Annotated in this window: 27 protein-coding genes; 20 read left to right on the plus strand and 7 right to left on the minus strand. The window is 39.0% G+C overall.

From position 1 onward, the window contains the following. Positions 1–52 precede the first annotated feature (52 nt). From LC040_06710 to LC040_06720, 3 genes are all read right to left on the minus strand, one after another. Positions 53–1,432, minus strand: a complete 1,380-nt coding sequence (locus LC040_06710; GenBank protein ID WLR52578.1) for an aspartate aminotransferase family protein — start codon at positions 1,430–1,432, stop codon at positions 53–55. Between the two features lie 244 nt (positions 1,433–1,676). Then, positions 1,677–1,868, minus strand: a complete 192-nt coding sequence (locus tag LC040_06715; GenBank protein ID WLR52579.1) for a hypothetical protein — start codon at positions 1,866–1,868, stop codon at positions 1,677–1,679. A gap of 33 nt (positions 1,869–1,901) precedes the next feature. Continuing rightward, positions 1,902–2,069 carry a hypothetical protein gene (locus tag LC040_06720; GenBank protein WLR52580.1) on the minus strand — a complete coding sequence of 56 codons (168 nt, stop codon included), beginning with the start codon at positions 2,067–2,069 and terminating at the stop codon, positions 1,902–1,904. A gap of 186 nt (positions 2,070–2,255) precedes the next feature. Here LC040_06720 and LC040_06725 point away from each other — a divergent pair, with 186 nt between their 5' ends. Together LC040_06725 and LC040_06730 are read left to right on the plus strand one after the other, a co-directional pair. Beyond that, positions 2,256–2,900: a hypothetical protein gene (locus LC040_06725; protein ID WLR52581.1), complete on the plus strand. Its 645-nt coding sequence runs from the start codon at positions 2,256–2,258 to the stop codon at positions 2,898–2,900. A gap of 15 nt (positions 2,901–2,915) precedes the next feature. Next, on the plus strand, positions 2,916–3,143 hold the full coding sequence (locus LC040_06730; protein ID WLR52582.1) for a tautomerase family protein: 228 nt from the start codon (positions 2,916–2,918) through the stop codon (positions 3,141–3,143). 33 nt (positions 3,144–3,176) lie between these two features. Here LC040_06730 and LC040_06735 read toward each other — a convergent pair whose 3' ends face one another. After that, entirely contained in the window at positions 3,177–3,353 is a 177-nt protein-coding gene (locus LC040_06735; GenBank protein ID WLR52583.1) for a hypothetical protein, read from the minus strand. A 193-nt stretch (positions 3,354–3,546) separates the two neighbouring features. On the opposite strand from LC040_06735, the gene LC040_06740 reads away from it, so the two are divergent. Then, complete coding sequence (locus tag LC040_06740; protein ID WLR52584.1) at positions 3,547–4,203, plus strand: DUF4396 domain-containing protein; 657 nt, start codon at positions 3,547–3,549, stop codon at positions 4,201–4,203. On the opposite strand, the gene LC040_06745 is transcribed toward LC040_06740, so the two are convergent. Beyond that, on the minus strand, positions 4,194–5,015 hold the full coding sequence (locus LC040_06745; GenBank protein WLR52585.1) for a DUF2225 domain-containing protein: 822 nt from the start codon (positions 5,013–5,015) through the stop codon (positions 4,194–4,196). The genes LC040_06740 and LC040_06745 overlap by 10 nt on opposite strands. 553 nt (positions 5,016–5,568) lie before the next feature. Between LC040_06745 and LC040_06750 the strand changes: the two genes are divergently transcribed. The 13 genes from LC040_06750 to LC040_06810 all read left to right on the plus strand — a co-directional run bounded on the left by LC040_06750 (position 5,569) and on the right by LC040_06810 (position 17,845). Next, complete coding sequence (locus tag LC040_06750) at positions 5,569–6,339, plus strand: SAF domain-containing protein (GenBank protein WLR52586.1); 771 nt, start codon at positions 5,569–5,571, stop codon at positions 6,337–6,339. Between the two features lie 16 nt (positions 6,340–6,355). Beyond that, positions 6,356–7,513, plus strand: coding sequence for an AAA family ATPase (locus tag LC040_06755; GenBank protein WLR52587.1), 1,158 nt, complete (start codon positions 6,356–6,358; stop codon positions 7,511–7,513). 13 nt (positions 7,514–7,526) lie between these two features. Beyond that, complete coding sequence (locus tag LC040_06760; GenBank protein ID WLR52588.1) at positions 7,527–8,900, plus strand: CpaF family protein; 1,374 nt, start codon at positions 7,527–7,529, stop codon at positions 8,898–8,900. Beyond that, a complete protein-coding gene (locus LC040_06765) occupies positions 8,881–9,807 on the plus strand; it encodes a type II secretion system F family protein (protein WLR52589.1) in 927 nt (308 codons plus the stop codon). Before LC040_06760 ends, LC040_06765 begins: the two co-directional genes overlap by 20 nt. 4 nt (positions 9,808–9,811) lie before the next feature. Continuing rightward, a complete protein-coding gene (locus LC040_06770) occupies positions 9,812–10,747 on the plus strand; it encodes a type II secretion system F family protein (protein WLR52590.1) in 936 nt (311 codons plus the stop codon). Positions 10,748–10,967: 220 nt separating this feature from the next. Beyond that, on the plus strand, positions 10,968–11,177 hold the full coding sequence (locus LC040_06775) for a hypothetical protein (GenBank protein ID WLR52591.1): 210 nt from the start codon (positions 10,968–10,970) through the stop codon (positions 11,175–11,177). A 107-nt stretch (positions 11,178–11,284) separates the two neighbouring features. Then, positions 11,285–12,664, plus strand: coding sequence for a VWA domain-containing protein (locus LC040_06780; GenBank protein WLR52592.1), 1,380 nt, complete (start codon positions 11,285–11,287; stop codon positions 12,662–12,664). A gap of 21 nt (positions 12,665–12,685) precedes the next feature. Beyond that, positions 12,686–13,834, plus strand: coding sequence for a hypothetical protein (locus LC040_06785; protein WLR52593.1), 1,149 nt, complete (start codon positions 12,686–12,688; stop codon positions 13,832–13,834). A gap of 28 nt (positions 13,835–13,862) precedes the next feature. After that, positions 13,863–14,570, plus strand: coding sequence for a hypothetical protein (locus LC040_06790; GenBank protein WLR52594.1), 708 nt, complete (start codon positions 13,863–13,865; stop codon positions 14,568–14,570). Positions 14,571–14,572: 2 nt separating this feature from the next. Continuing rightward, on the plus strand, positions 14,573–14,974 hold the full coding sequence (locus LC040_06795; protein ID WLR52595.1) for a TadE/TadG family type IV pilus assembly protein: 402 nt from the start codon (positions 14,573–14,575) through the stop codon (positions 14,972–14,974). Then, positions 14,974–15,639 (plus strand): Tad domain-containing protein, encoded by a 666-nt coding sequence (locus LC040_06800; GenBank protein ID WLR52596.1) that lies wholly within the window; start codon positions 14,974–14,976, stop codon positions 15,637–15,639. The genes LC040_06795 and LC040_06800 overlap by 1 nt, the downstream gene beginning before the upstream one ends. A gap of 30 nt (positions 15,640–15,669) precedes the next feature. Then, positions 15,670–16,983, plus strand: a complete 1,314-nt coding sequence (locus tag LC040_06805) for a VWA domain-containing protein (GenBank protein ID WLR52597.1) — start codon at positions 15,670–15,672, stop codon at positions 16,981–16,983. A gap of 19 nt (positions 16,984–17,002) precedes the next feature. Beyond that, on the plus strand, positions 17,003–17,845 hold the full coding sequence (locus tag LC040_06810) for a hypothetical protein (protein ID WLR52598.1): 843 nt from the start codon (positions 17,003–17,005) through the stop codon (positions 17,843–17,845). 115 nt (positions 17,846–17,960) lie between these two features. Here LC040_06810 and LC040_06815 read toward each other — a convergent pair whose 3' ends face one another. Continuing rightward, the gene (locus tag LC040_06815) at positions 17,961–18,563 is read right to left on the minus strand and encodes a TetR/AcrR family transcriptional regulator (protein ID WLR52599.1); all 603 of its coding nucleotides are present in this window, start codon (positions 18,561–18,563) and stop codon (positions 17,961–17,963) included. A 210-nt stretch (positions 18,564–18,773) separates the two neighbouring features. Here LC040_06815 and LC040_06820 point away from each other — a divergent pair, with 210 nt between their 5' ends. From LC040_06820 to LC040_06835, 4 genes are all read left to right on the plus strand, one after another. Further along, positions 18,774–20,072 carry a GntP family permease gene (locus LC040_06820; GenBank protein WLR52600.1) on the plus strand — a complete coding sequence of 433 codons (1,299 nt, stop codon included), beginning with the start codon at positions 18,774–18,776 and terminating at the stop codon, positions 20,070–20,072. Between the two features lie 68 nt (positions 20,073–20,140). Next, positions 20,141–21,355, plus strand: a complete 1,215-nt coding sequence (locus tag LC040_06825) for a thiolase family protein (GenBank protein WLR52601.1) — start codon at positions 20,141–20,143, stop codon at positions 21,353–21,355. Positions 21,356–21,383: 28 nt separating this feature from the next. Continuing rightward, on the plus strand, positions 21,384–22,940 hold the full coding sequence (locus tag LC040_06830) for an ATP-dependent acyl-CoA ligase (protein WLR52602.1): 1,557 nt from the start codon (positions 21,384–21,386) through the stop codon (positions 22,938–22,940). Positions 22,941–22,956: 16 nt separating this feature from the next. After that, positions 22,957–23,673: an SDR family NAD(P)-dependent oxidoreductase gene (locus LC040_06835; GenBank protein ID WLR52603.1), complete on the plus strand. Its 717-nt coding sequence runs from the start codon at positions 22,957–22,959 to the stop codon at positions 23,671–23,673. Positions 23,674–23,732: 59 nt separating this feature from the next. Here the strand turns inward: LC040_06835 and LC040_06840 are convergent, their stop codons facing one another. Next, positions 23,733–24,410 carry a tyrosine-type recombinase/integrase gene (locus LC040_06840; GenBank protein ID WLR52604.1) on the minus strand — a complete coding sequence of 226 codons (678 nt, stop codon included), beginning with the start codon at positions 24,408–24,410 and terminating at the stop codon, positions 23,733–23,735. Positions 24,411–24,687 lie beyond the last annotated feature (277 nt).

A 24,687-nucleotide genomic window follows, 5' to 3' on the forward strand; every position in this document is an offset into this window, starting at 1 on the left:
CTTGTTTTGCACTAATTCGTTCGAATACCACATTTTTTCACCCTTTTAACACTTACAATTGCGATAAAACCTTCTCGTATGCTTCGACAGTTTTATCAAGCTCTGCGTCTGTATGCTCTGTTGAGAGACTGTAACGGTTTAGCGGTTTTGTATAGATTCCTTCATTTAACAAAGCATAGTCAATCTTTTTACGTAGAGCCATATTTGTTTTCTGGAATTCACGATAGTTTTTGATTTGTTCCTCTTCTGATAATACTACACTAAAGATTGTTCCTTTTCCAATCGCTTTCATTGGGATTCCTTTTTTCGCAAACAACCATTCTAGCCGTTGTTTCAATGTGTCTGTTGTCTGCATAACACGGTCCATCTCAGACTCTAATACATCTAACACGGCCATTCCAGCAGAAAGAATTGTCGGGTGCCCATTATACGTTCCACTATGGAATAACACGTCTTTGGCGCTTGATGTTTTACTTTGGCTTGAGTCAAAAACGTCAGCATTAATGGATGCGGCACTTTCCATCATAATTTCTTTTTTCCCGCCAACGATACCGACTGGATAACCGCCACCAATTACTTTACCGAGTGTCGTAATGTCAGGCTTGATGTTATACGCTTGTTGCGCACCGCCGATACCGATGCGAAAGCCGGTTTTTACCTCATCATAAATAAGGACAATGCCAAGTTCTTCTGTAATGCGTCTCAATTCTGTCATAAACGCTTGCTCAGCAGGAATAAAGCCTGCTTGGATTGGTTCAATGATTAACGCAGCAAGTTCGTTCTTGTGTTGACGAAGGAGCTTTTCAGTTCGTTCAATATCATTAAATGGCAGCACCAATGTTTGTTTTTGATAATAAGGGTCAATTCCTTTGGATTCAGGCACACTATTTGGCTGTTCTTCAGAACCATATTCACTGTCTGACGGGTTGATACTGATTAATACTTGGTCATAGCCGCCATGATAATGTCCTTCGAATTTAGCTATCTTATTTTTGCCTGTATAAGCAGAAGCAAGGCGGATTGCAAGTAATGTTGCTTCTGTTCCGGAATTTGTATAACGCAAGCGTTCAATGCTCGGGTAATGCTTCATAATACGTTTCCCGAATTTAATCTCAAGCTCGTGTGGAGTTCCAAATAAATTTGTTCCATCTTGTTCAAGCTGTTCGATAACCGCTTTTTTTACTGCTGGATGACCATGTCCAAGCATAAGTGCTCCGTAGGATAAGAGATAATCGATATATTCATTGCCATCTACATCTGTTAAATAAGCACCGTTTCCTTTGTTCATAACAATTGGGTAAGGAGAGAAAGATTTAATATTTGCTGTAACACCATTTGGCATGACATCTTGCGCTTGCTGCATAATGTCATAAGAACCTTTTGTTCGTTTCATATATTCATGTACCACTGGAGAGATTTCTTCAATTGCCACTTTTTATTCCACCTTTTATTAAGAAGTTTTTATTTCATAATCAATTATTTTTTGAATGATGTGTTTCATTATAGATCATACTTACCCAAATTTGAAGTGAAATATTCCATAAAAATTAATTTTTGAAGTGATTATTTCATATTGATAATTTGACAGTAATATAAAAGATTATTTCGCCGCGAATATCAACGAAAAAAGGCTGCTTTACAGGAAGGTTATTCCTAATAAAGCAGCCTTTGGCTAGCTAGGAGCGTGGTGTTTCCAGGTAGCGAAAGACAACACTGCCGCCTTTTTTTGCAATACCGTGAAATTGCTTGAAATCTTCACGATTACGAATAATTGAAAAAAATTGCGGAGCATCTTCTTTGCTTATCTCTTGTACACTTCGCTCACCAGAAGCTAATTCGTCAGCAATGGTATGTAACTCATTATCCATCTTTCATCTCTCCAGAACTAAAATAAATCAACCTTACTTCTGTATATTTAAGTATTCTTCATTCACTCTGTCAACCGCTTGTAGAAAAGATAATTCAGTCGGTGTACATTCACTAATTGGCTTTTTGCTAATTTCTGTGGAAAGCTCCACAGAGGCGATTAATAATTCCCGGCTTAATTGAAGAAGGAGATCCTTTTTCATCTTCATACCCCTTTAGTTTTTTCTTTATCATAGCAATTTTAAGTAAAATTTTGTTAAAATAAATGAAAAACAGGAAGATAGGTTGGCTATTTAATAGCTTATTAACTGAAATATAGGTTTTAGCTGGCATGAAAACCCGATCCATGCAACAATGATAGGTAATTATGGAATGTCGGAGGGAGAAGAATGGACTTTCGCAACATTATGAACAGCTTGTCAAAAGAATATTTAGTGCCAGACGCAAATGTTGAACAAGCTTCTCTGATTTTTATATTAGAATCGCCACATGTGCAAGAAGTGAAAAATGGTGTGCCCGTCGCAGGTGCTTCAGGCGCCACGATGACGAAACATCTAGTAGGTGCTGAACAAAAGACGCCACTTGGGCTGCTTGTAAAAAAATATGTAGAGCATAATGAAGCAGAAGAGGTTGAAAATATCGGGCTAATGAACATTTGTCAATTACCGATGCAAAGAGCAGCATATCAAAAAAACGATATTGAACAATTAAATGACTTCTTTGATATTGTGGAAGGAATCAGAACTTCCAATCATAAGAAGGAATTTAAGGATGAAACATGGAATGATATGCAAAAGGTTATCTTGAATCATTTCTTAAAAAGACTGAAAGAACTAGAGAATAAATCGTATACGTTAGTTCCGTGTGGACGATTTGCCCAAAAGTTTTTCCAAATGGCCATGGAACATGTCGACAGCAGTTCTTGGAAAGTGATTGATGATGTACCGCATCCGTCTTATAATTCGTGGAGCCGTGAGCGTTACCGTAATGCCGTTAAACAAGTGCAAGAAATCTACGAATCTACAAAATCTTAAATGAGGTGCTGGCTGATGCCTGTTATATCAATTAAGTTAGCAAAAGGAAGGACAGAAGAACAAAAAGCTTTATTTGCTTCTGAAATAACCAAGAATGCTGTCGAACTGCTAGGTGTAAAAGCTGAATGGGTAACAGTACTGTTCGAGGAATATGAACGTGAAAATTGGGCGACAGCAGGTATGCTGCATTCAAAAAAGTTTGGTCCGGGATTTGGCCTAAAAGGGACAGAAAAAAAGAGTTGAAATTGGCTTATAATAGCCGCTTTCAACTCTTTTTTATTTGACAAGCTCGAATTCTTCTATAAAACAAATAAGCTCTTCAGCAGAAGTGATAACGGTAATCGGGCTCCTATCTGTTTGCTCGCTAACCTCATCATTAAACACTTCGAAATAAAATGAGTTATCTGAACAATGGTGAACGTAAGAACAGATAACATAGGACGATTCCTTCATTATTTTTCCTCCTTTTTTGTGTCTAATCCAATTATAAACGGATAGTCAGAAAATATATACAGAATTATTCGAATATTTAGTGAAGATAGATAGACGGTAATAATATTATGTTAACTAAATGGTCTTATTGTTTGAAAGAATAGGGTAGGTGGGTAGGGCTTATATAGAGGATTAATAAAAGGAGTGTTTCAAAATGATTCATATGATCGGCTATATTGCGATTGGAATCGGGATTGTTTGCAGTATTATTATTTTATTCGACATACTTAAGCATCCTCAGCACATGAAAATCATGAATGTTGTCTGGCCGATGCAAGGGTTATACTTAGGACCAATTGCGATCTGGGCTTATTGGAGAATGGGCCGTCAAAAAGGTCATGAAGGCCATGGACACGGCGATAAGCCTTTTTGGCAAAGTGTTTTTGTCTCAACAAGTCATTGTTCAAGCGGTTGTATTCTTGGTGATGTAATTGGTGCTCCCCTTGTTTTTATAACAGGTCTTCACTTATTAGGCTCGAAACTCTTTACTGATTATTCGGTTGAATTTACGCTCGCTTATATCTTCGGGATTTTCTTTCAATTGTTCTCGATTGTTCCAATGTCTGAAAACCTAGGCTGGGGAAAAGGTGTCGTGAAAGCTATCAAAGCAGATACGTTATCATTAGTTGCTTTTGAGGTTGGAATGTTTGGTTGGATGACGATTGTTCATTTCTACATCTTTCCGGGTGGTTTGAAGCCGATTGATATTCGTTTTTGGTTTATGATGCAAATTGCGATGATCTTAGGGGCTGCTACTAGTTACCCAGCAAACTGGTTTCTTGTTAAACGAGGGATTAAGCATCAAATGTAAATAGAGGAGGCTCTCCGCCTCCTCTTTATTGTGTTTTTTTTGAGTAAGCCCAACCCGAATTTTTTCTTTTCGGGTTTTTTTTGTGCTGCAACAGCCTGATCGAATGCTTTCTTCCGCATTCTCTCCTGCTTCATTTCCTCACGAATCAGCATCCATTGGTCACGGGCAAGTTCAACAATCCGTTTTTCAATGACTTTATCTTTAAGCTGAATCACTTTTGAAAAGTAAACAATGGCTTTATTAGGGTTCCCTGTTTGGCGATATAACTCTCCCATTAAATAAAGAATACGGGTTAATGACATATTGGCATCCTTATAATCTCCTTGAAAGTAGCTTTGTTCATAAGATTTCAAGGCAAGATTCAGACATTCTATTTCTTTCGTTTCGTCTTTTAGCTTGCGGTAGATCCAGGCAAGACGCATATACAGCCCAGCCATTACAATCGGCTTTTCTTTGCGTAAAATCCCTGAATAAATTGCTAATTTATAGGCCTCAATTGCTTCTTTAGAAGTCCGTTCCTCCGAATAGTAAGACTGTCCACGCCAAAAACGAGTTATTTTCTGCATAATAATGTCTTTTGCTCCAGGCAGAAAATAAGTAGCTGCTTCATCAGCAAACGCATACCCACAAGAAGGACAAACGTTCACATGGTAAAGCAAAGGACTTAGATCTTCATGTTTATAATCAGAATAAAAATCTGACTCTAAACTAACAGCTTGAATAAAACGTGAACGTACTTTTTTTGTAGTAAAGGTGTGATTACATACGAGACAAGTTATGTGCTTATCATATAAAGGGTTCTGTTCACTCATTACGTTCACCTCTTTAGCAAAATAAAGTACCACAGCGTGTCGAGCTATTGGTACTTCTATTATACTAATTAACTAGATATAAAGCACTAGTTATAAGGTTTAGTTAGGTACTTTTTAGTATTTTTTAAACAAGATAGAAAAATAAGGATAATAGGTGAACAAATAGGGGTAAGAAAATAGAAATGTATCTGAATTAACATGTATATTTCTATTTAACTAGCCGACTGTAGTGTAAACTCATTTTAATTTCTGCTTTTCCCTTGCTATTTCAATGCTTTAAAAAGAATTTCACACTTTCTATTCTAAAGTCACAGGTGAAGACCTAATGCTTTATTTTCTTGCAAGTACTATTCTAAAATACCTAACTTGGTGAAAAATCCATCAAAAAATTCACCTTTTTTAGGAACAATTCAGTATTTTCGGTATGTTGTAATATTTCGACAAACTTCGACAGACTTGCATAATTTTTCTTGATACGATTAACGTAAAAATTTAGAAAATATTCACATTTAATCATTAATGAGGAAGGGTCGTAGATTAGGAGGACTAGAAGATGCTGGAGTCAAAGCGAAGAGCAATTATACTACTGATTATTTCTTTTTTACTTGCAGCTGTTGCTGGGTTTTTAATTCTACAAAAGATGAAAGAATTAAATACTCAGCTAGGTGCAAAGGTTGAAGTATATGTCGCAGCAGGGGATATCGCTTCTCGGACGCTGATTCAGCCAGATCAAATCAAGACAATTGAAATGCCACAAAAATATGCCAATGAATCATTTGTAACAAGTGAATCTGCCTTAAAAGGCAAAGTAACGGTCGTTCCACTTTCAGAGGGGGATTTGATCACAAAAAACATTATCAAGCCTGCCACTGTACTGCGCGATGAAAACCACCGTCTTGTTACGATGCTTGCTTCAGAAAAAATAAGGTTTGACCAAGAGTTAGAAGCTCTTGACCGCGTCGATATTATTATTTCAAATGTTGTCAATGATAAGCCTGTGACTAAAGTGTTTATGAAAGATGTCTTAGTAGCGATGGTCGCAAAAAATAATGATAGCTTCAGTGGGGTGGCATTAGAAATTCCTTTCGAAGAGGCTTCAAAGCTTATCCATCAACAGCATTATGCGCAAATGATTCGCGTATTGAAATCAAACGTCGGGAAAGGCGAGCTGAATATTTCCAATCCCTTTGAAAGAAGTAATGAAACGAAGCCAAAACCACCTCTTCCAAATCAAAATACGAATAGCGTAAATACGGAGCAAAAACCTACCAATCCTGAAACAAAGAAAAATACGGAAAACGTAAAGAAAGAAACAACACAATAATAACAGGAGGAGCAAAATGAATACCGCACATCGAATTCTCGTTATTACAGACTATGAAGCAATGAAAAAGCAATTAGCAGAAGAATTAGTTGAATACTCAGATGTTCATTTTCTAACTTCCTTAGAAGTAAAAAAAGAAATTGACCGTATCGCCCCTCAAATTGTATTGCTCGTACAGCCTGAAGACAGCTCTGAAGTTGAACTTGTTCAATATATTCATGCTGAGCTTCAGCAAGCGATGATTATCTTTATTACAGACAAACAAGATTTTCTTCTCCTTCGGGATATTATGCGCGCAGGGGCACTTGAATATATTTTGATGCCTGAGGAACTGAATCTTTTAACAGATCGAATTGACAAAATTTCACTCCTAATTGATGAGCAATCAAAGTTAGATGCTCCTGTGAAATCAGGAAAATCATTTGTTCGCGGGAGAGGTAAAGTATTCTCTTTCTACAGCGGAAAGGGGGGAAGCGGGCGGACACAGCTTGCGACAGCATTTGCCCAATCTTTGAAGCTTGAATCAACCGCACAGGTGTTACTTATTGATTTGAACCTGCAATTTGGCGGAGCTGAAACCTTTCTTTCACTTGATAATCATCGAACAATTGCTGATTTGATGTCAGTGATGGCTGAATTGAATGAAAACAACCTTCGGAATATTGCCCAGCGCGAAAAACATTCAAAGCTTGAAGTATTGCTAAGTCCTTGCGATGCGGAAACAGCTGAGAATATTTCGGAAGAATTTGTTGCACGTGTTATTCGTTCGGCACGCCGAAGCTATGATTTTATCATTATCGATTTACCAAACAATATGAGTGAAATTACGTACAGTGCCCTAGAAGAGTCAGATATGATTTATTACGTCTTAAACTTAGACACCCCTTCTGTGCAAGCCTTCAAACATGTGGAAACACTCTTTCGCAAACTCGGAGTGGATACAGAAGGAAGACTGGAGCTGCTTGTCAATCAAGTCGGAAGAGATAATGAGCTAAATGTATTTGATCTTAAAAAAATCATTCACATTCCTGTAGCAGCAGAAATTAAACGTGACCACAGAGGTGTTCAAGCAGCTGTAAACCAAGGACTGCCTCTTCAAAAACAAGCAAATGAAAAGAAGCTCACGCAAGCAGCGAAAGATATACGAAAATGGACATTGAAAATGTTGTCATAGAGGTGATAAAAAGATGGCGCTCTTTAATCGAAAGCAAGAACAGAAAAAGTCATTTGCACACGAAAACAAAACAAACGAAGAGGCGCTTCGTCAAAGTACTTATATTTTAGAATTAGCTGATCATTATAAAGCCCGCCTGTTAAAAGAAACAAACCTTGAACGGCTCACAAGCATGGGCAAAGCAGAAATGCGACAAACAATTGAGCGGCTTATTACGCAATATATGGCAGAAGAGAAAGTTGTCATTCCACGCAGTGACAAAGAAATGCTGCTTACTAAGCTTATAAATGAATCGACAGGACTTGGTCCGCTTGAACCGCTGTTAGAAGACGAAACGATTACAGAAATTTTAATAAATGGCCATAATGAAGTCTTTATTGAGAAAAAAGGACGCTTAGAGCAAACGCAAATCAGCTTTCGTGATGAGGAACATTTACGGCATATTGTCGATAGAATTGTTGCACCACTAGGCAGGCGGATTGATGAAAGCTCGCCAATGGTTGATGCGCGATTAAGCGATGGAAGCAGGGTAAATGCGGTTATTCCGCCTGTCAGCTTAAACGGCACACTTGTTTCGATTCGTAAGTTTCGTAAAGAACCCTACTCGATGGATGAGCTGATGGCATTTGATTCTTTCAGCCCTGAGATGTCAAAATTTCTTCAAGCTCTGGTGAAAGCAAAAATGAGTGTTTTGATTTCAGGTGGAACCGGCAGTGGAAAGACAACGCTATTAAATGCGGTTGCTCAATCAATCCCAGAAAAGGAACGTGTCGTTACGATTGAGGATTCTGCAGAGTTAAAGCTCATAAACCAAAATGTCGTCGGTATGGAAGCTCGCCCACCTAATATGGAAGGAAGTGGGGAAATTACCATTCGCCAATTAGTGAAGAACTCACTAAGAATGCGGCCTGACCGAATCATTGTCGGAGAAGTGAGGGGCTCAGAAGCCTTCGATATGCTCCAAGCAATGAATACAGGTCATGAAGGTTCCTTAACCACTGTGCATGCCAACTCTCCGGAGGACGCATTCAATCGTCTGGAAGGGATGGTTGTCATGGCAGGGATGGAGTTACCTTCAAACATTATTCGTGATTATATCGTCAGTGCTCTTGATTTCATCGTTCAAGGAACACGTCTATCTGATGGGACACGTAAAATTGTCTCAATCTCTGAAATTGTTACGACAGAAGAGAAGCATGTTGAAGTGAACGAGATTTTTCGTTTTCAACGAACAGGTGTTGCTGACGACGGCACAGTCCTCGGTCATTTCACTCCAACCGGGGTCATCCCACAATGTTTACAGCGCTTAAAAGTATATGGAGTAGAGCTTGAACAGTCGATGTTTATTCCAAGTGAGGTGGAGCCGCATGCTCATTCCCATCATTAGTAGTTTCGCAACTTTATTTGCTGTTTGGGGGATTTATCATTATTTGGGCTATCGTACAAAGAAGAAAGAATGGCGGAATCGAGCTGAAGAAATATTCGGACCTTCACAAGAGCGGAGAAGCTTTCTCGCCGGGCTTGGTGAGCGGTTTGATGAAACTGATTTTGCAAAAGACGTACGCAGAAAATTAAGACGTGCAAACCTTCCTATTGAACCTTCTGAGTTTTATAGCTTTCTTCTAATTGGTGTGATGGGAATTGGTTACACGTTGAACGCATTCTTTGACATTAAATCACCGTATAACATTTTATCAGCCGTTTTAGCTGTGTTTATTGCTCAGAAAATGTTGTTTTTGTTAAGGCGGAATAAGCAGCTTACCAAACTAAACCAACAGCTCCCTGATGTATGCCGGATGCTTGGTAATTCGCTTCGAGCAGGATTAACGCTTTCACAGGGAATGCACCTTGTGGCAAAGGAAATGAGCTACCCTGCTAAGGAGGAATTCGGGCGAATGTCCCGTCAATTGCAGTTAGGCGTTACCTTCGAAAGAGCCCTTTTGGAAATGAAAGAACGGATTCCAACAAGAGATTTTCGCATTTTTGCTGCGATTTTACTTATTCAACGCCGTACAGGTGGTCATTTAAGTGAAGTGATGCAGGAAATGGCAGACACGCTGGAAGACCGAAAGCTTGTTGCTCAAGAAGTCAAAACTCTTACAGCGGAACAACGATATGTGTCAGTGTTGATCCCTGTTATGCCTATTGTCATCGTGCTAATGATGAATTCGATGAATGAAGGCTTTATTGACCCCTTATTTAGGGGCGTTGGACTTCTTTTATTAATCATATTCGTAATCGGAACAGCCGTAGCATTTTTCTTAATCAAAGCTGTGACGAATATAAAGGTGTGACGATATGGATTCTCTCATAATCACAACTGTTGTCCTTTTTCTGTTATGCTTTATCGTTTTCTTAAAGGAATGGTATCGCTACCTTAACGAAAAGCAGCAATTGATGGAACATGTTCATCATGTGGCAGGTGACCAGCTACAAGCAATAAAGAGAAAACAAACAACAACACAGCTTGCCTTAAAGAAGCTATTAAGATTAGCAGATGATTACGCTTCAATTGGAAAGCGAGTTAATTTTTTTAGTGAGTCACATGAGATTGAAAGCTTGTTATTAAGGGCGGGTAATCCACTTGATTTAACCGTTGACCGCTTTCAAGGAACCAAAATTGTTCTAGGCTTAATCGGACTGTTAGCAGGCGTTGTTTTCTTTGTTATTGGCTTTCCTTTTTCGCAGTATGGGATTGTCATTTTACCGCTTGCAGGATACATGACGCCAATTCTGTTATTAAGACAAAAGGCAAAGGCCCGGCAAGAACAAATCCGTTATGACTTACCTGAATTTCTAGATACCGTCAGCGTTACCTTGCAGGCAGGAGCGGGTCTTGATCATTCCTTAAGGGAGGTGATTCGCTTTTTCGAAGGACCACTTCGTGAGGAATTTGCTAGGTTTAATCAAGAGTTAGATCTCGGCTTGCCGCGTGAGAAAGCCTATGAGCAGCTGTTGCGTCGCAATGATAATCCTGAGTTTCAAATCTTAATTAAAGCGTTAATTCAAGGTGGAAGATTAGGTGTTCCCGTTGCCACTACATTCAAAATTCAGTCAGAAAATATGAGAAAGCTAAGAAAAGAGCTTGTCAAAGAAAAAGCTGCTAAAGCATCTCCAAAAGTTACATTAATCACGACACTTATTGTCGCGCCGACAGCTGTTCTTATGATTGCTGGTCTGATGGTGTTGAATATTTTAAAAGACGGAGATTTTATCACTAATTTATTTAACTAAAGGGGGTGGTCTTTCATAAAGATCCGTTGTTCTACTTACATCATTTGAAAAACTTGCCTTGGCAGAGGCAAGTCCTCAACAAGTATTTTTGACTAGTTCTATTGTAACACACTCACCTCATGAAATGACATCTTAATGGAAAAAACTTTATGTAGTTCTGCGTCTACTAGGGAACATTCCCTATCATCATTATGACTTCATTACTAAGGAGGAAATGTAAATGTTAAAACTATATGTGAAAGCAACTGAAAAACTACAAAACTTTAAAGATGATGAAACTGGTGCTCAGGCTGTTGAATGGGTCGCGCTTGCCGGCGTAGTAATTGCCGTAATGGCAGGTGTGTCTGCAGCAGTAGAAGGTAACAGTGAGATAGGAAATGCAGTTACAAGTACGTTAAGTAAAATAGTTAAAGGTTTGAGCGGAAATTAAACATTCACATAATGACAACAAGTTGTTGAGTAGTAACGTATTCAGCAACTTGTTGTCAATTATATACATACAAACTTCTTCTTCACTTAATTGATGGAGGTAAAATTATGAAACGTCTTCACTTGATTCTTATAACAGGGAGCTTGTTACTTTTATTAAGTGCTTGCTTTCAGAATACAGATAATGCAAAACAACAGAGTAAAGAAACACCTATAGAAACCACAACAGATAAGCATGATAGCACAACGCCTGAAGAAAAAATACAACAATTAAAAGCGATGCTTCCTGAAGGTGTAGACAAAATCCCGCAAACTGCAGAAGAGTTTATCGCCTTTCCAGAAGGGCCTTTTTCGGGAGAGGGTTTTGATGAAAAGAAACATGGTCCTACATTAGACGAACTCCCTGTTATCGAGGGGGCAGATGACGAGGTAATGAATTTATATTTTTTAGTCCTGCTTAGCATGTTTTCTGAAAAATACCCAGACCCGCAGCCGATTTTAGACAGAATTAACAGCGGTTCAGTTGAAGGGCCAAACATGGAGGACCCGGGCCTTCAATTTAAAGAGCATTACAATGTTGAAATTATTTTGGATGCAAGCGGCAGTATGGGTGCGGTATCAGGTGGCAAAACAAAAATGACAGCCGCAAAAGAAGCGGTTCAAAGGTTTGCCTCTTCCTTGCCAAAAGAAGCAAATGTGGCATTACGCGTCTACGGTCATAAAGGAAGCAGTGCAGAAAAAGATAAAGCTTTGTCCTGTAAAAGCAGTGAACTTGTCTATGACTTACAACCTTATGATGAAACCAATTTAAAAGGTGCTCTTTCTGAATTTCAGCCGACTGGTTACACCCCAATCGCCCACTCTCTTCAAGAAGCCTCAAAAGACCTGAAGGATTACAGCGGAGAAAATAGTACGAATATTATTTACCTGGTCAGCGACGGTATTGAAACATGCGATGGAGACCCCGTAAAAGCTGCAAAACAACTAGCAGACTCTCAAATTACGCCAATCGTGAATGTCATTGGGTTTGATATGGATCCTGATGGAGCAAAACAGCTTCAAAATGTTGCTCAGGCAGCCGGCGGGCAGTATGCATCTATCAAAAATCAACAAGAGCTAGAAAACGAATTAGAGAAAGCGAAAGAAGAAGCTGAAAAGTGGTATAGGTGGAAAACGAATGCATCCAATGAAGTCTATAACTCAAATAACGATATTGGATGGGAACTTATGGACTTTCATAATGAATGGATCAATACGAAAGATGACATATATGACGATTTGTATGCAATAACCCATTACTTTAGTAACAATGACAGTTTATCAGATGAAAATGTTGATGAGTTGAGAGAGCTTATTACGGAATACTTAGATAAAAGTGACGAAGTTGGAAGTGATTTAAAAGAGAAATTATGGGCGTTAAAGGACAAAAGCCATAATAAAAAGATAAAAGAGATTCATGATTTATACGACAATAACGTGCCAGATTAAAAAAATGGAGGAGGAGTAAGCGTGAAGATTAATTCTAAATTAGCTGGGATATTAGCTGTTTGTATTATTGTGATGAACTTTTTCCCGTTTGTTGCGTTCGCTAACATGAAAGCACCAGACCTGCAAAAAGCTGTTCCTAATTATAAGTCGCCTAATTTAGAAGCACCAGATTTGCAGAAAGCTGTGCCAAACTATGAACCTCCTAACTTAGAAGGTCCAGACTTGCAAAGGGCAGTCCCCAACTATGAATCTCCTAACATAGAAGCGCCAGATTTGCAAAAAGCTATTCCTAAATACGAATCTCCAAAGTTAGAAGCACCAGGTTTACAAGAAGCAGTTCCTAACGGCGAAAATCCATCTCTAAAATCACCCGACTTGCAAAGAGATGGGCCGAATATAAACGACCCAACCTCTGAATTAAATGTTCCTAACCTCGAGATTCAAAACCCAAATGACATTTCAAACGGAACTTTAGAAACGAGGGATTTCGACCCTAAGCCTGCTCAATTTATAAAATATGGCTTCAGAGATTATACGTCAGGTTCTTTAAAATATATCGGAACAGTTATGAAGGATGGCGAAGTGGATGAATGGTCTCAATTGCTTAAAGGGAGTTATCTTTTTAAAGGTAAGCTTGCCTTAAGTGCATCCAATATTGCTTTAGGTGGAGAAGGATTTGCTGGTCAGGCAAATATGGTAGCAATGGATGTCTTAGGTGGAAAAGGTGTCTTATCTGATATTAATAAAGTAAGAGCGGTAACCCCTTCTGCCCCGCTTCCTAAGCTAAATGCTGTCACAGCGGGTCTCAGTTTGTTAGGTGATGGATTTTATACCGGTTATAGCTTTTCACAAGCATATACGACGGACCCGACAAATGGTATCACTGAAGATGAACGAGATAAAATGTTTCAACACGGTGTAGGCGCGTTAGGACAGACGATGATGGATGCTGGAATGATTGCAGCTGTCGTACCCGGAGGTCAAGCTGTGGCTGGAACCTTGATGATCGCCGGGGGGATATTATACGGAACGAGCTTATTATTGAAGTATGCTGACCGAAGCAATGCTGTGACACGTCGTCTTCGCAAGGGAGCCGGTAAAGTTGGAAAAGCAATTGGAAAAGGACTAGGGAAAATTGGTGATGGGATTAAAAGCTTGTTTAGTAATTAAATAAAACTTTATTGAGGGAGGGAAAATCATGCATCCGTTCATAACAAGTGTGCGATTCTATTCACGGAATATAGAGTCCTTATTATTACTTTCCGTAACACTCGTCCTTCCTTTTTTGTTGTTGTATAGCACGGCAATGAACCATATTTATTTTTACGCGAGCATTTCAAATATGCCTCTTATTTCAGCAACGTATAACGTGGCGTTTATTGTTTGGTTTCTTTATATAGCGCAGCTTCCTTTTGCACGGTTTGTACAAAGCGATTTTGAAGGAGAGGAGAACCGTCTTCGTTCTGCCTATTACACCTTCTTTCGTTATGGGTTCTCAGTTTTTCTATTTGGATTCTTCTACATGATAAGTGTGGTAGTAGGCATGTATCTATTCATCATTCCAGGTATGATCGTGTTTGTATTTTTCTACATTACACCTTGTATTGTGGCATTTAAAAATGAACCGGCCTGGAAATGTTGGAACAATGCTTTTTCATTAGGAAAGAAATACTTTTTCCCATTGCTTGGGCTTATACTTTTAACGGGTTTTATTGAATGGTTGATTAGCATGGCAGGATTGTATGGCGTAATGGCATTAACTTCTAAATATAATGCTGTCTTTATTACGCAATTGTTGCTTTTTATAATCGTCTTTCCATTAATAGCCGTTACGTTTGCAGTATACACTCGAAACTGGGCAGAAGAGACGTTTCTTAATCATCCAATCGAAAAGGAAGGCGCATAGAAATGAAACGTATACAAGATGAGAAAGGGTCGATGACTGTTGAATTTATGGCCGTTCTGCCATTGATTTTTCTGTTGTTGCTAATTTGTTGGCAGTTTCTTGTTGGGGCATATGCAGTTGTCGCAACAAAATCAGCTGTTAACGAGGCAGCAAAAGTATATGCAATTACCGAAGATGCTGGGAAAGCACAAGCAGCTGCTGAAAAAGTAATTCAAGCAAACGATCATATTCTTTCTTACGAAGGAAGCACTATTTCTTCACCAGATTCAGAGGGGTATTTTGATGTCGAAATAGAAGTTAAGCTTGCACTTGTCTTTTTACCGGGAATTATTAAAAACAATCTTCCGGCTAATAGACAGTTTGTTTCGTTTGAAGAAGAAATCCAAAGTAGAGTGATCCGCTAATGACTAATTCAATCAGAAATGAAAAAGGAAATGTGACAATTTTTGTGCTAAGTGTTTTCTTTTTGCTTATGATCATTGTGTTTTTCGTACTTCTCAATTTCGCCAAAGTTTTCATTGATAAACAGCAAGCTTCAAATAGCGCTGACCAAGCGAGTCTTGCGGCAACAAAGTTAATCTATGACAAAACGGAAGAAGCGATCAAAGACTATGACCTATACGCGATTCTTAACCCGTTGGACCCGTATGTTCCGATCGGTCCGGATATTAGCCTGAAAGAACAACAGTTAAAAGGGATGCATCCAAATTGGTCTAAAAATGAAATTCGTTATGCGGCTATTGATGACATATTAACTGTTGAACTGTCTAGTAACGTAAAGCTGCAATCTTTCATTCTTGCAGGGCTACAGTCAGCTAGCAGTGAAATGAAAGGTACTGTTAACCGAATTATTACAGACAATGGTGCAACCCCAGCAGGAACAACAATTGATATGTTTGCAAAGGAAAGAGTCGAAGTAAAAACATCTGTACGGTATGAGACAATTAAAGATGAAGAGGGTGTTATACCTCATTTTGAAGAACAAGTCTTTCAAATAGGAAAAAGCAGAGAAATTGATTTTGTTGATAATGTTTATTATTGGATCGATCAAAAGCATGAAATCAATTAAATTTTGCTTGTTATTTGGGGTTGGTTAAACATGGTGAAAAATATAAAATCCATCGTGCTGTTTTTAATGTGCCTGCTTGGGTTACTTGGAGCAGCTGGGTGCTCCAGCTCGCAAACTACAGATAATGAAAGTGAGCAATTGGAAGAAACATTATCTACTGAACAATTAATTGCTACTGAACCAGGTCCATTCTCAGGAAGTTTATTTTATCGGACATCAGAACAAAACCAAGCAGAAGTGATACAGGCACTCGATAATTTTCCAGTATTATCTGGGCAAGGAAATGAATTGTTTGATGAATATTGGTCCCATTTAAGTTCCCTATTTGTAGAGGATTATTACAGTCCTGAATTGGTTATCAGCCGTTGGAAGGTTGCTTCATTTGGCAACCCTGATATTGAAGATAGTCGATTTGCATTTAAGCAAAATTTAAATGTTGAAATAATTCTAGATGCGAGCGGCAGCATGGCGGGCAAGATCGGTGAACAAACAAAAATGGAATTAGCCAAACAAGCTATTAAAGAATTTGCACAAAGTCTTCCAAATGAAGCAAGAGTAGCACTACGAGTATATGGGCATAAAGGAAGTAATAAAAAATCAGATAAGGAAGAGTCATGCAGCCGAAGCGATATCATTTATCCGATGCAAACGTACAACGAGATACAGCTCAATCAAGCTCTTGAAGAGGTTTCACCGACGGGCTGGTCTGCCATTGATAAATCATTAGTCCTCGCCCAAAAAGACTTAGAAAATTACGAATCTGATAAGCATACAAACCTTATTTACCTTGTAAGTGACGGAATTGAAACTTGTGGCGGTAATCCCGTCCACACAGCCAAGAAGCTAAAAAGTTCTCCTATCAAACCTTTGTTAAACGTTATTGGTTTTGATGTAAACATAGAAGGGCAAAAGGAATTAAAAGCAATCGCAGAAGCATCAGAAGGGCTGTATGTAAATGTTCGAAATCAAACCCAACTAAAAAATGAGTTAATTCAAGCGAAAGAAATAGCAAAGAAATGGAAGGAATGGAAACAGAATGCTTCAGTAGAGCTGCAGGCTGTTCAAGTTGACCGTATGAAATGGATTAATCACTATGAAAAAGATTGGTATGAAAAAAGTTGGCGTGAAAGCTTAAACATCGATGCTTCAATTGAATATTTATATGCCAGTGGCAAATTAAGTGAGCAAGCTAAGACGTATTTTAATAAACGCAAAGAACAACGAGAACAAGTAGTAACTGAATCAAAACAAGAACTTATCCAATATTTAATCGGTCTTACGGAATCCTCCTTTAGAAAATTAGAAAAGGAAGTTCAGCAAAAGCACGAAAGCAATATTTACTAAAAAAAGGGGGGGAGAAATATTGCCTATTATTCAAGTGGTTTTCGGTATATATGTTTTTGTGATGATCGGTGTTTCTTTAAAATGGGCATATCATATGTATGCCAATTATGAAATGATGATTTCACAACCTAAAGGATGGAAGAAATTCTTTTTTTATTTATTTTGGCTCCTAGTACTATTAAGTGTATTAATGGTATCAATAGTCATGGCAATTGAACTTAATGTATGGCTGAAAGAGTTGAAAATGACAATCTATGAGATCGAAAATCCTGTTTTTTTCAAGCAGAAGGATTCAGAGCTTTTTCTATATTTAACTGCAGGTATGTGCAGTTTAGGCATTTGGATATTGATTAACTTTATCATTTATGTGTATAAAAAAGAGCGCAAACGATTGCTTGTTCATCTATTAAATTATTTATTGTTATTTTTTCTACTGCCAAATATCCTTTTGTTTGGTGTCTATGAGTATGCTGATGAAGAAGGGTTAACGATAAATGGAATTTTCACACCAGAAAAAACGTACAAGTGGGAAGACTTGCAAGAGATGGACGTCTATATTTACGGTTACCTGGATGATGAGCAAGACCCGGACGAATTTTGGGGTGAGAAGCATGTAGCTCGAGCTACTGTCAACATGGAGCTAACCTTTGAAAATAAAGTACTCACATTTACAACTCAGGAATTAAACTCCACGAAAAGCCTTTACCTCAGTGAAATGAGTTTATTAAAAGAAACAGCGCTTGCCTCCAATGAAAAGATTGCCTATGACATTGCAGCAAATGAAACAGCAATTAAAATATGGAATCAAATTTATAAGCCGATTAGAGAAAATCTTGAGGTTCTCGCTGAAACAGAAAGGTAAATATAATTATTTCTAAAATGGATAGGGGAAAGTGCTATCCATTTTAGAGTTACTATAATAATATTATGTAAACTTCTTCTTCTCCTCCACACATATGGAGAAGAACAAATAAACGTTATTTTCTTTTAAACCCTTCTAATAGTGTTTCAATAAGCAGGGTGGCTTCATTTACTAATTCGTATTTCTCTTCGTACAAACACCAATCATAAAGAGTACCACGCAAGCACCTAGTAAAGAGGCGTGTCATAAAAACAGACGAATGTTTGGTGCTAAACTCTTCATTTTCAATTCCTTCTGCAAAAAATGATTCCACTATTCGATAAAGAGGCCGACTTTCTTGGGCTATATAACGATCATTGTTCGGCTGGATTGCATTCATATAAATTGTCCGCACAAGATCTTTACCGAGGTAGTCGCGCAGGTAATTCATTTGAGCATGGACGAGCTGTAGTAATTTTTCTTCTGCTGTTATCCCAGGAGAAAGTTCCGCTTCAAAGGCTAAATAAAAGTCATCAATTTCTTTAAATTTTTCAATAAAAATTTCATGCTTTGATTTGAAATGGTTGTAAAATGCTCCTTTTGATGTATTTGTAGCTGCAACAATTTCATCAACTGTAACTTTGTTGAACCCTTTTTCACTAAACAAATGTAAGGCTGTGTCTAGTATTTTTTTCTTTGTTTGTTGGGCCTTTACTTGCCTTGGCGTTAATGATTTCAATGATATCACCTTCATTTAAATATTCAAAAAATTCTTGACATTATCCTTGAGTACCTTTTACTATTATACTACAGACTATAGTTTGTGACTTCAGTCTATGAAAAGATGGTAAGATGAATGTATTTATTTATCTTACCAAATTTATGCTTTCTGTTCATATGAAAAGCAGAGATTTGAAAGCGGTTTCTAAAACAGTAGAGGAGTGGATTGATGGAAATTTTACAAGTAGGCGTCATTATCTTGTCATTGGCATTGTTAATTATTTTTGCACTAAGAGGAATCAGCATTATTATCCTTGCGCCGGTTGCAAGCTTATTTGTAATCGTGCTGACAGATATGCCGATTTTAGAAACCTTGCAGGAATCATACATGAAAGGGTTTATCGGCTTTGCGGGTAAGTTTTATTTAATCTTTCTGTTTGCTTCTATGTTTGGGAAATTCATGGAGGACAGCGGTGCAGCCCGTTCGATAGCGGAATCAATTCTAAAGGTTATCGGGAAAAAGAAGCAATTAAATGTCATTCTTGCTGTTGTGTTAATAAGTGCACTGCTGACATATGGCGGCATTAGTGTCTTTGTCGTTATCTTCGCAATCTTACCGATTGCACGGCCATTGTTTAAGGAGTTAAATATTCCATGGCATATTTTTATGGGAGCTTTTTTCTTTGGGGTGGCAACCTTTACAATGACGATGCTTCCAGGTACGCCGGCGATTCAAAATATCATTCCAACTCAATATTTTGATACAACACCAACAGCCGCTCCGATGGTTGGAATTGCAGCGACAATTTCTATTATTATCTTTAACATCTATTACTTAAATCGAGCGTTGAAAAAATCACGTGATAATAATGAAGGCTATGTAACTCGAGGAGAAGAGGAAGAACAAACAGAGGAGTTAAGAGAACTCCCACCGTTTTGGCTTAGTATTATTCCACCGCTTTTCCTTCTTGTTACGTTAAATATTATTAAGCTTGATATTGTATATACGCTTATGCTTTCTGTTGTTTTATCCATGTTTATTTTCTGGAAGTACCTTGATAATAAAACACATACCTTAAATCAAGGAGCATTAAACACGGTTATCCCTATTGTTAATACAAGTGCAGATGTCGGGTATGGGACTGTTATCGCCGCTACCGCAGGGTTTGCAGTTCTATCAGAAGGTCTTGCACAAATTCCAGGAAGCCCGTTGATTTCCCTCTATTCGGCAACATCACTACTAGCAGGTGTGACCGGTTCTGCTTCAGGTGGCCTTGGAATTGCGATGGAAGTACTCGCAGATAAATATATCCAATTAGGAATCGCACCAGAAGCAATTCATCGGATCGCAGCCATTGCGAGCGGTGGACTTGATGCCCTGCCACATAACGGTGCTGTTATTACAGCTCTTGCGATTGCAGGCTTAACACACCGTCAGGCATATAAGCATATTTTCTTTACAACTGTACTGGGACCAACGATTGCAGCAGTGCCTGCATTGATTGTAGCGATTATGTTTTATTCATAAGCTTATTTTTTTACACAGAAAAAGACTATAGTCTGAAACTGTAGTCTCATTAAATGGAGGAGTAAAAAATGACAAAGACCGCAGTACTTACAGGTGGTATTCGAACACCGTTTGGGAAGTTTGGAGGCTTTTTCAAAGATTTTTCAACGGTAGAACTAAGCTCAATTGTAATGAAGGAATTATTGAAACGCTCTGAAGGATTATCAGATAAAATTTCTAATGTGAATTGGGGTGTGTGTACGCAGGCTGAAGCTGAGGAAGTCGTCGCTCCAGTTATTGCACGGCAAGCGTTGTTAAAAGCAGGCTTACCCCCTGAGACAAATTCTATGACAATTGATAAGGCATGCTGTTCAGGGATGTCTGCTGTTTCACAAAGTGCTCATACCATTATGCGGGGAGATGCAGCGATTAGTATAGCCGGTGGTGCAGAGGTGATGAGTCGAACACCAATGATGATTCGGCCGCTCCGTTGGGGAAACCGTCTTGGAGATGTGAATATACGCGACCCGTTAAATGGTATTCGTTATATGGATTATAATCTCGTGTCGATTGATGCAGCAGATGTAGCTTTGGAGTATGGTGTATCACGGGAAGAACAGGATAAATGGGCGTACCGAAGTCAACAGCGGTGGAAACAGGCAAATGAAGGCGGGAAATTTAGCGATGAAGTAATGGAAATAACGAAAACAGACCGAAAAAACAATGTCTACACATGTAAGGAAGATGAATTTCCAAGACCAGAAACGACTTATGAAAAGCTTGCTTCTTTGAAAACAGTGCTTGGAAGTTCGACTGTCACGCCGGGAAACGCGCCGGGTCTTAATGATGGTGCGGTTGGATTAATGTTAATGGATGCTGAGACAGCCAAGCAAAACAACCAGCCGATCTTAGCAGAAATTATTAGTACAGCAAGCGTTGCCACAAATCCTCGCGATATTGCGACTGTGCCAGCACTAGCGATTCAAAAGGCACTCGAAAAAGCAGACTTAACAGTTGATGATTTGTCTTTATTCGAAATTAATGAAGCATTTGCAGCTGTTCCGCTTGTCAGTACAATTCTTTTAGGTGAGAAGAATAAAGAAAAAATTGAAGAAATTCGTTCAAAAACAAATGTAAACGGCGGGTCAATTGCGATGGGACATCCGGTCGGCGCAAGCGGTGCGAGAATACTTTTAACACTTATTCATGAATTACGTCGCAACGGTGGGGGCTACGGGGCAGCAAGTATTTGCGGGGGGCTGGCCCAAGGTGAAGCGATTATTATCAAAGTGCCAAGTGAATAGACCGAATCTTTTAAAAAGGGGTGTAACGATGATGAAACGAGTAGAAAATATTCCTCAACTGTTAAGGGAAAATGCGAAAGACATACCCTCTGAGTTGTTTTTACAGTTTGAAGATCTAACCTATACGTTTAAAGAAATGGACGATTATGCAAATCAAGCTGCAAACGCGTTTAAAAGCCTCGGTGTTCAAAAAGGACAGCATGTGGCGTTTATGATGAAAAACAGTCCTGATTATTTAGCATTATGGTTTGGTTTAGCAAAGCTTGGCGCCGTGATGGTTCCGATTAATACAAATATTAAAGGAGAAGGGCTTGCTTATATCCTGCAGCATTCGGATTCTGAATTGTTAATAATGGATGAAGAATTTGAAGAAGAGCACGTTCGATTGAAAACAGAGCATGCTCTTGCAGTACGTACATCTTCAATAGGAGAGATGATGCAAAAAGTGGCCGGTGAAAGCAAACAGTTTGAAGATATTAGCGCATCAATTGATAAAAGTCACCCAATGGCGATTATTTATACATCTGGTACAACAGGACTGCCGAAGGGCGTTGTCATTCCGCACTATTCCTATGTTCATACAGGCTGGCTTTTTCAAGAACGAATGATGAATCTGACGAAGGAAGATAAGCTGTATACGTGCTTACCGCTATTTCATGCGAATGCCCAGCAATTCTCTGTCATGGGGGCGCTTGTTGCCGGAATTCCGCTTGCATTGTCGCGAAAGTTTAGTGCCAGTCGTTTTTGGAAGGATATTCAGCGCTATGAGCCGACTGTTTTTAACTATATTGGTTCGATGATGACGATTTTAATGAAAAACGAACCAACTGAGCATGAAGCCAATAACTCAGTCAAAAAAGTGTTCGGTGCAGCCTGCCCGAAAGAAATTTGGGAACAGTTCGAGAAGCGTTTTGATTTAACGATTGTCGAAGGCTATGGCTTAACTGAAACAGGAGCAATTGCACTCTGTAATCCACTTGATGCGATTCGAGTCGGTTCAATCGGAACACCAATGGACCATGTTGAGGTAAAGGTAGTAGGAGAAGGCGGAAAGCAGTTACCGCCAAATGAAAATGGAGAAATAGTTGTTAAGGAAACAATCGGGCACACGATGTTCCAAGAATATTACAAAATGCCTGAAAAGACGGCAGAGACCGTTCAAGCCGGCTGGTTTCATACAGGTGACCGCGGTTGCGTAGATAACGATGGCTATTTTTACTTTAAAGACCGCATAAAAGACTGCATCCGCTACCGCGGTGAAAATATTTCATCCTTCGAAATTGAGCGCGCTGTCAATAAACACCCCTTTATTACAGAATCAGCGGCAGTCGGCGTCCCATCAGACTTAGGAGAAGAGGATGTGAAAGTCTTTCTCGTACTGCAGGATGGGAAAGAGCTGGATTATGAATCATTTATTCGTTTCTGTGAGACGGAAATGGCCTATTATATGGTGCCAAGATATGTTGAAATCATCTCAGAACTTCCGAAAACCGCAACACAGCGCACGCAAAAGTTCCAATTACGTAAGCAAGGAAATGATAACGCATGGGACCGAGTAAAAGAAAATATTACATTAAACCGCTAGAAAGGAAGTTACAGTCATGATTAACCTTCAAGGACAAACAGCAATTGTTACAGGAGGGGCGAACGGTATCGGAAAAGCAATTGCAAATCGGCTGACAGAGGCAGGAGCCGTCGTTATTTCATTTGATGTTCATGCAGACAGCACTGACCCGCTCCAAAAGAAAGTAAATGTCGCGAATGAAGAAGAAATCGAACAAGCTGTGAAAGAAGTAAAAGAAGAGCACGAAAATATTCATATATTAGTGAACAATGCAGGGATTTTTCGTGATAAGCGATTGATTCAGATGAGCGGGGAAGAGTGGGACCAAGTATTGAATGTGAACTTAAAAGGTTCTTTCTCCATGATGAAGCATGTAGCACCCCATATGCTAGAGAACGAGTATGGAAGAATCATTAATATCTCATCTGTCTCCCATCTCGGGAATTTCGGTCAAGCGAATTATTCTGCATCAAAAGCCGGAATTGTCAGCATGTCGAATACGGCAGCACTTGAATTAGCACCATCTATTAATGTAAATGCAGTGGCACCAGGTCCGATTGACACACCATTATTTCAATCAATGGATGATAAGGGAAAGCAAAAGCTAACGAAAAAGGTACCGCTCGGCAAGGTCGGTCAGCCTGAAAATATCGCAGATGCTGTTCTTTTCTTTGCCTCCGATCTCGCGTCCTACGTTACAGGAACTTTGCTTCCTGTTGATGGCGGATTAACAAGTGGATTAAATTTACGATAATAACATTATGTTAACTTACAAATGCTGTTCCCACTTATATTAAGAGGGAACAGCATGTTTTAAAGGAGGGAAACCGCTTTTCGTTTTGATTCTTTCTGAACATGGGCATAGATTTGGGTTGTCGCCACCGATTCATGACCGAGCAAGCTTTGAATTGTAAGAATATCAACGCCTTGCCTCGCCAGTTCAGTTGCAAAGCTGTGGCGAAGCTTATGTGGCGTTATTTTTTTATGCTGCAAGAAAGGGCATTGTTGTTTCGCCCGTTCAATATGGCGGCTGAGCATTTTTTGAACGGTACTAATTGAAATATTTTTCGTATAGGTTTGTGTACGAAAATCATAGCCGATAAACAAAGCGTCTTCAAGTGCAGTCGGCCTGTTTTCATGAGGTAAGCTGTTTAAGTAATTTTCTAATGTTTGCTGAATTTTATCATTAAAAGGGATCGTTCGATATTTATTCCCTTTCCCTAATACTGTAACTTCTTTCTCAGACCACGAAATATCCTGCACCGTTATCGCACACACTTCAGATATCCGCATTCCTGTCAGCCCCATTAATAAAATAATCGCCGCATCTCGTGCTTGAAGCACCTTGTGATATTTTTGTCCTCGTTTTGTCAATTGCACTTGAGATGTGACAACTTCTAAGAACTGCTCAAGCTCTGGACGTGTTAAATAGATCGGGTCTCGTCGCTTTACCTTTGGCCGTTCAACGGTTTCAACAGGATTGATCGTCACGACCTTTTTTTTGTTTTAAATAATCGAATAGCGATTTTAAGACTGAGAGTTTACGATGAATTGTTTTTGCACCATTTTTAGCTTCAATTGCAAGGTAGGAGGCATAGCTTTCAATCCCAGAAGCATCGATTTCAATAAAGTCTTCTAATGAAATGTCGCTTGTCCTGATCGAAGCACCCGTCTGCTTCACGACAAAGTCAAAAAAAGAATTTCAAATCGTAAATATAACGTTGAATGGTGTTGACCGAATAGCTGAGCGAAATTCTGCTCATTAAGT

It is taken from the genome of Bacillus tianshenii, from assembly GCA_020524525.2.
Classification (GTDB): domain Bacteria; phylum Bacillota; class Bacilli; order Bacillales; family Bacillaceae_N; genus Bacillus_AV.

What these genes read in the sequence shown, in the direction of transcription:
- LC040_06715 (WLR52579.1), bottom strand. Translation starts at nt 1,868, where the DNA reads ATGGATAATGAGTTACATACCATTGCTGACGAATTAGCTTCTGGTGAG.
- LC040_06720 (WLR52580.1), bottom strand. Translation starts at nt 2,069, where the DNA reads ATGAAAAAGGATCTCCTTCTTCAATTAAGCCGGGAATTATTAATCGCC.
- LC040_06725 (WLR52581.1), top strand. Translation starts at nt 2,256, where the DNA reads ATGGACTTTCGCAACATTATGAACAGCTTGTCAAAAGAATATTTAGTG.
- LC040_06730 (WLR52582.1), top strand. Translation starts at nt 2,916, where the DNA reads ATGCCTGTTATATCAATTAAGTTAGCAAAAGGAAGGACAGAAGAACAA.
- LC040_06735 (WLR52583.1), bottom strand. Translation starts at nt 3,353, where the DNA reads ATGAAGGAATCGTCCTATGTTATCTGTTCTTACGTTCACCATTGTTCA.
- LC040_06740 (WLR52584.1), top strand. Translation starts at nt 3,547, where the DNA reads ATGATTCATATGATCGGCTATATTGCGATTGGAATCGGGATTGTTTGC.
- LC040_06745 (WLR52585.1), bottom strand. Translation starts at nt 5,015, where the DNA reads ATGAGTGAACAGAACCCTTTATATGATAAGCACATAACTTGTCTCGTA.
- LC040_06750 (WLR52586.1), top strand. Translation starts at nt 5,569, where the DNA reads ATGCTGGAGTCAAAGCGAAGAGCAATTATACTACTGATTATTTCTTTT.
- LC040_06755 (WLR52587.1), top strand. Translation starts at nt 6,356, where the DNA reads ATGAATACCGCACATCGAATTCTCGTTATTACAGACTATGAAGCAATG.
- LC040_06760 (WLR52588.1), top strand. Translation starts at nt 7,527, where the DNA reads ATGGCGCTCTTTAATCGAAAGCAAGAACAGAAAAAGTCATTTGCACAC.
- LC040_06765 (WLR52589.1), top strand. Translation starts at nt 8,881, where the DNA reads ATGCTCATTCCCATCATTAGTAGTTTCGCAACTTTATTTGCTGTTTGG.
- LC040_06770 (WLR52590.1), top strand. Translation starts at nt 9,812, where the DNA reads ATGGATTCTCTCATAATCACAACTGTTGTCCTTTTTCTGTTATGCTTT.
- LC040_06775 (WLR52591.1), top strand. Translation starts at nt 10,968, where the DNA reads ATGTTAAAACTATATGTGAAAGCAACTGAAAAACTACAAAACTTTAAA.
- LC040_06780 (WLR52592.1), top strand. Translation starts at nt 11,285, where the DNA reads ATGAAACGTCTTCACTTGATTCTTATAACAGGGAGCTTGTTACTTTTA.
- LC040_06790 (WLR52594.1), top strand. Translation starts at nt 13,863, where the DNA reads ATGCATCCGTTCATAACAAGTGTGCGATTCTATTCACGGAATATAGAG.
- LC040_06795 (WLR52595.1), top strand. Translation starts at nt 14,573, where the DNA reads ATGAAACGTATACAAGATGAGAAAGGGTCGATGACTGTTGAATTTATG.
- LC040_06800 (WLR52596.1), top strand. Translation starts at nt 14,974, where the DNA reads ATGACTAATTCAATCAGAAATGAAAAAGGAAATGTGACAATTTTTGTG.
- LC040_06805 (WLR52597.1), top strand. Translation starts at nt 15,670, where the DNA reads ATGGTGAAAAATATAAAATCCATCGTGCTGTTTTTAATGTGCCTGCTT.
- LC040_06820 (WLR52600.1), top strand. Translation starts at nt 18,774, where the DNA reads ATGGAAATTTTACAAGTAGGCGTCATTATCTTGTCATTGGCATTGTTA.
- LC040_06825 (WLR52601.1), top strand. Translation starts at nt 20,141, where the DNA reads ATGACAAAGACCGCAGTACTTACAGGTGGTATTCGAACACCGTTTGGG.
- LC040_06830 (WLR52602.1), top strand. Translation starts at nt 21,384, where the DNA reads ATGATGAAACGAGTAGAAAATATTCCTCAACTGTTAAGGGAAAATGCG.
- LC040_06835 (WLR52603.1), top strand. Translation starts at nt 22,957, where the DNA reads ATGATTAACCTTCAAGGACAAACAGCAATTGTTACAGGAGGGGCGAAC.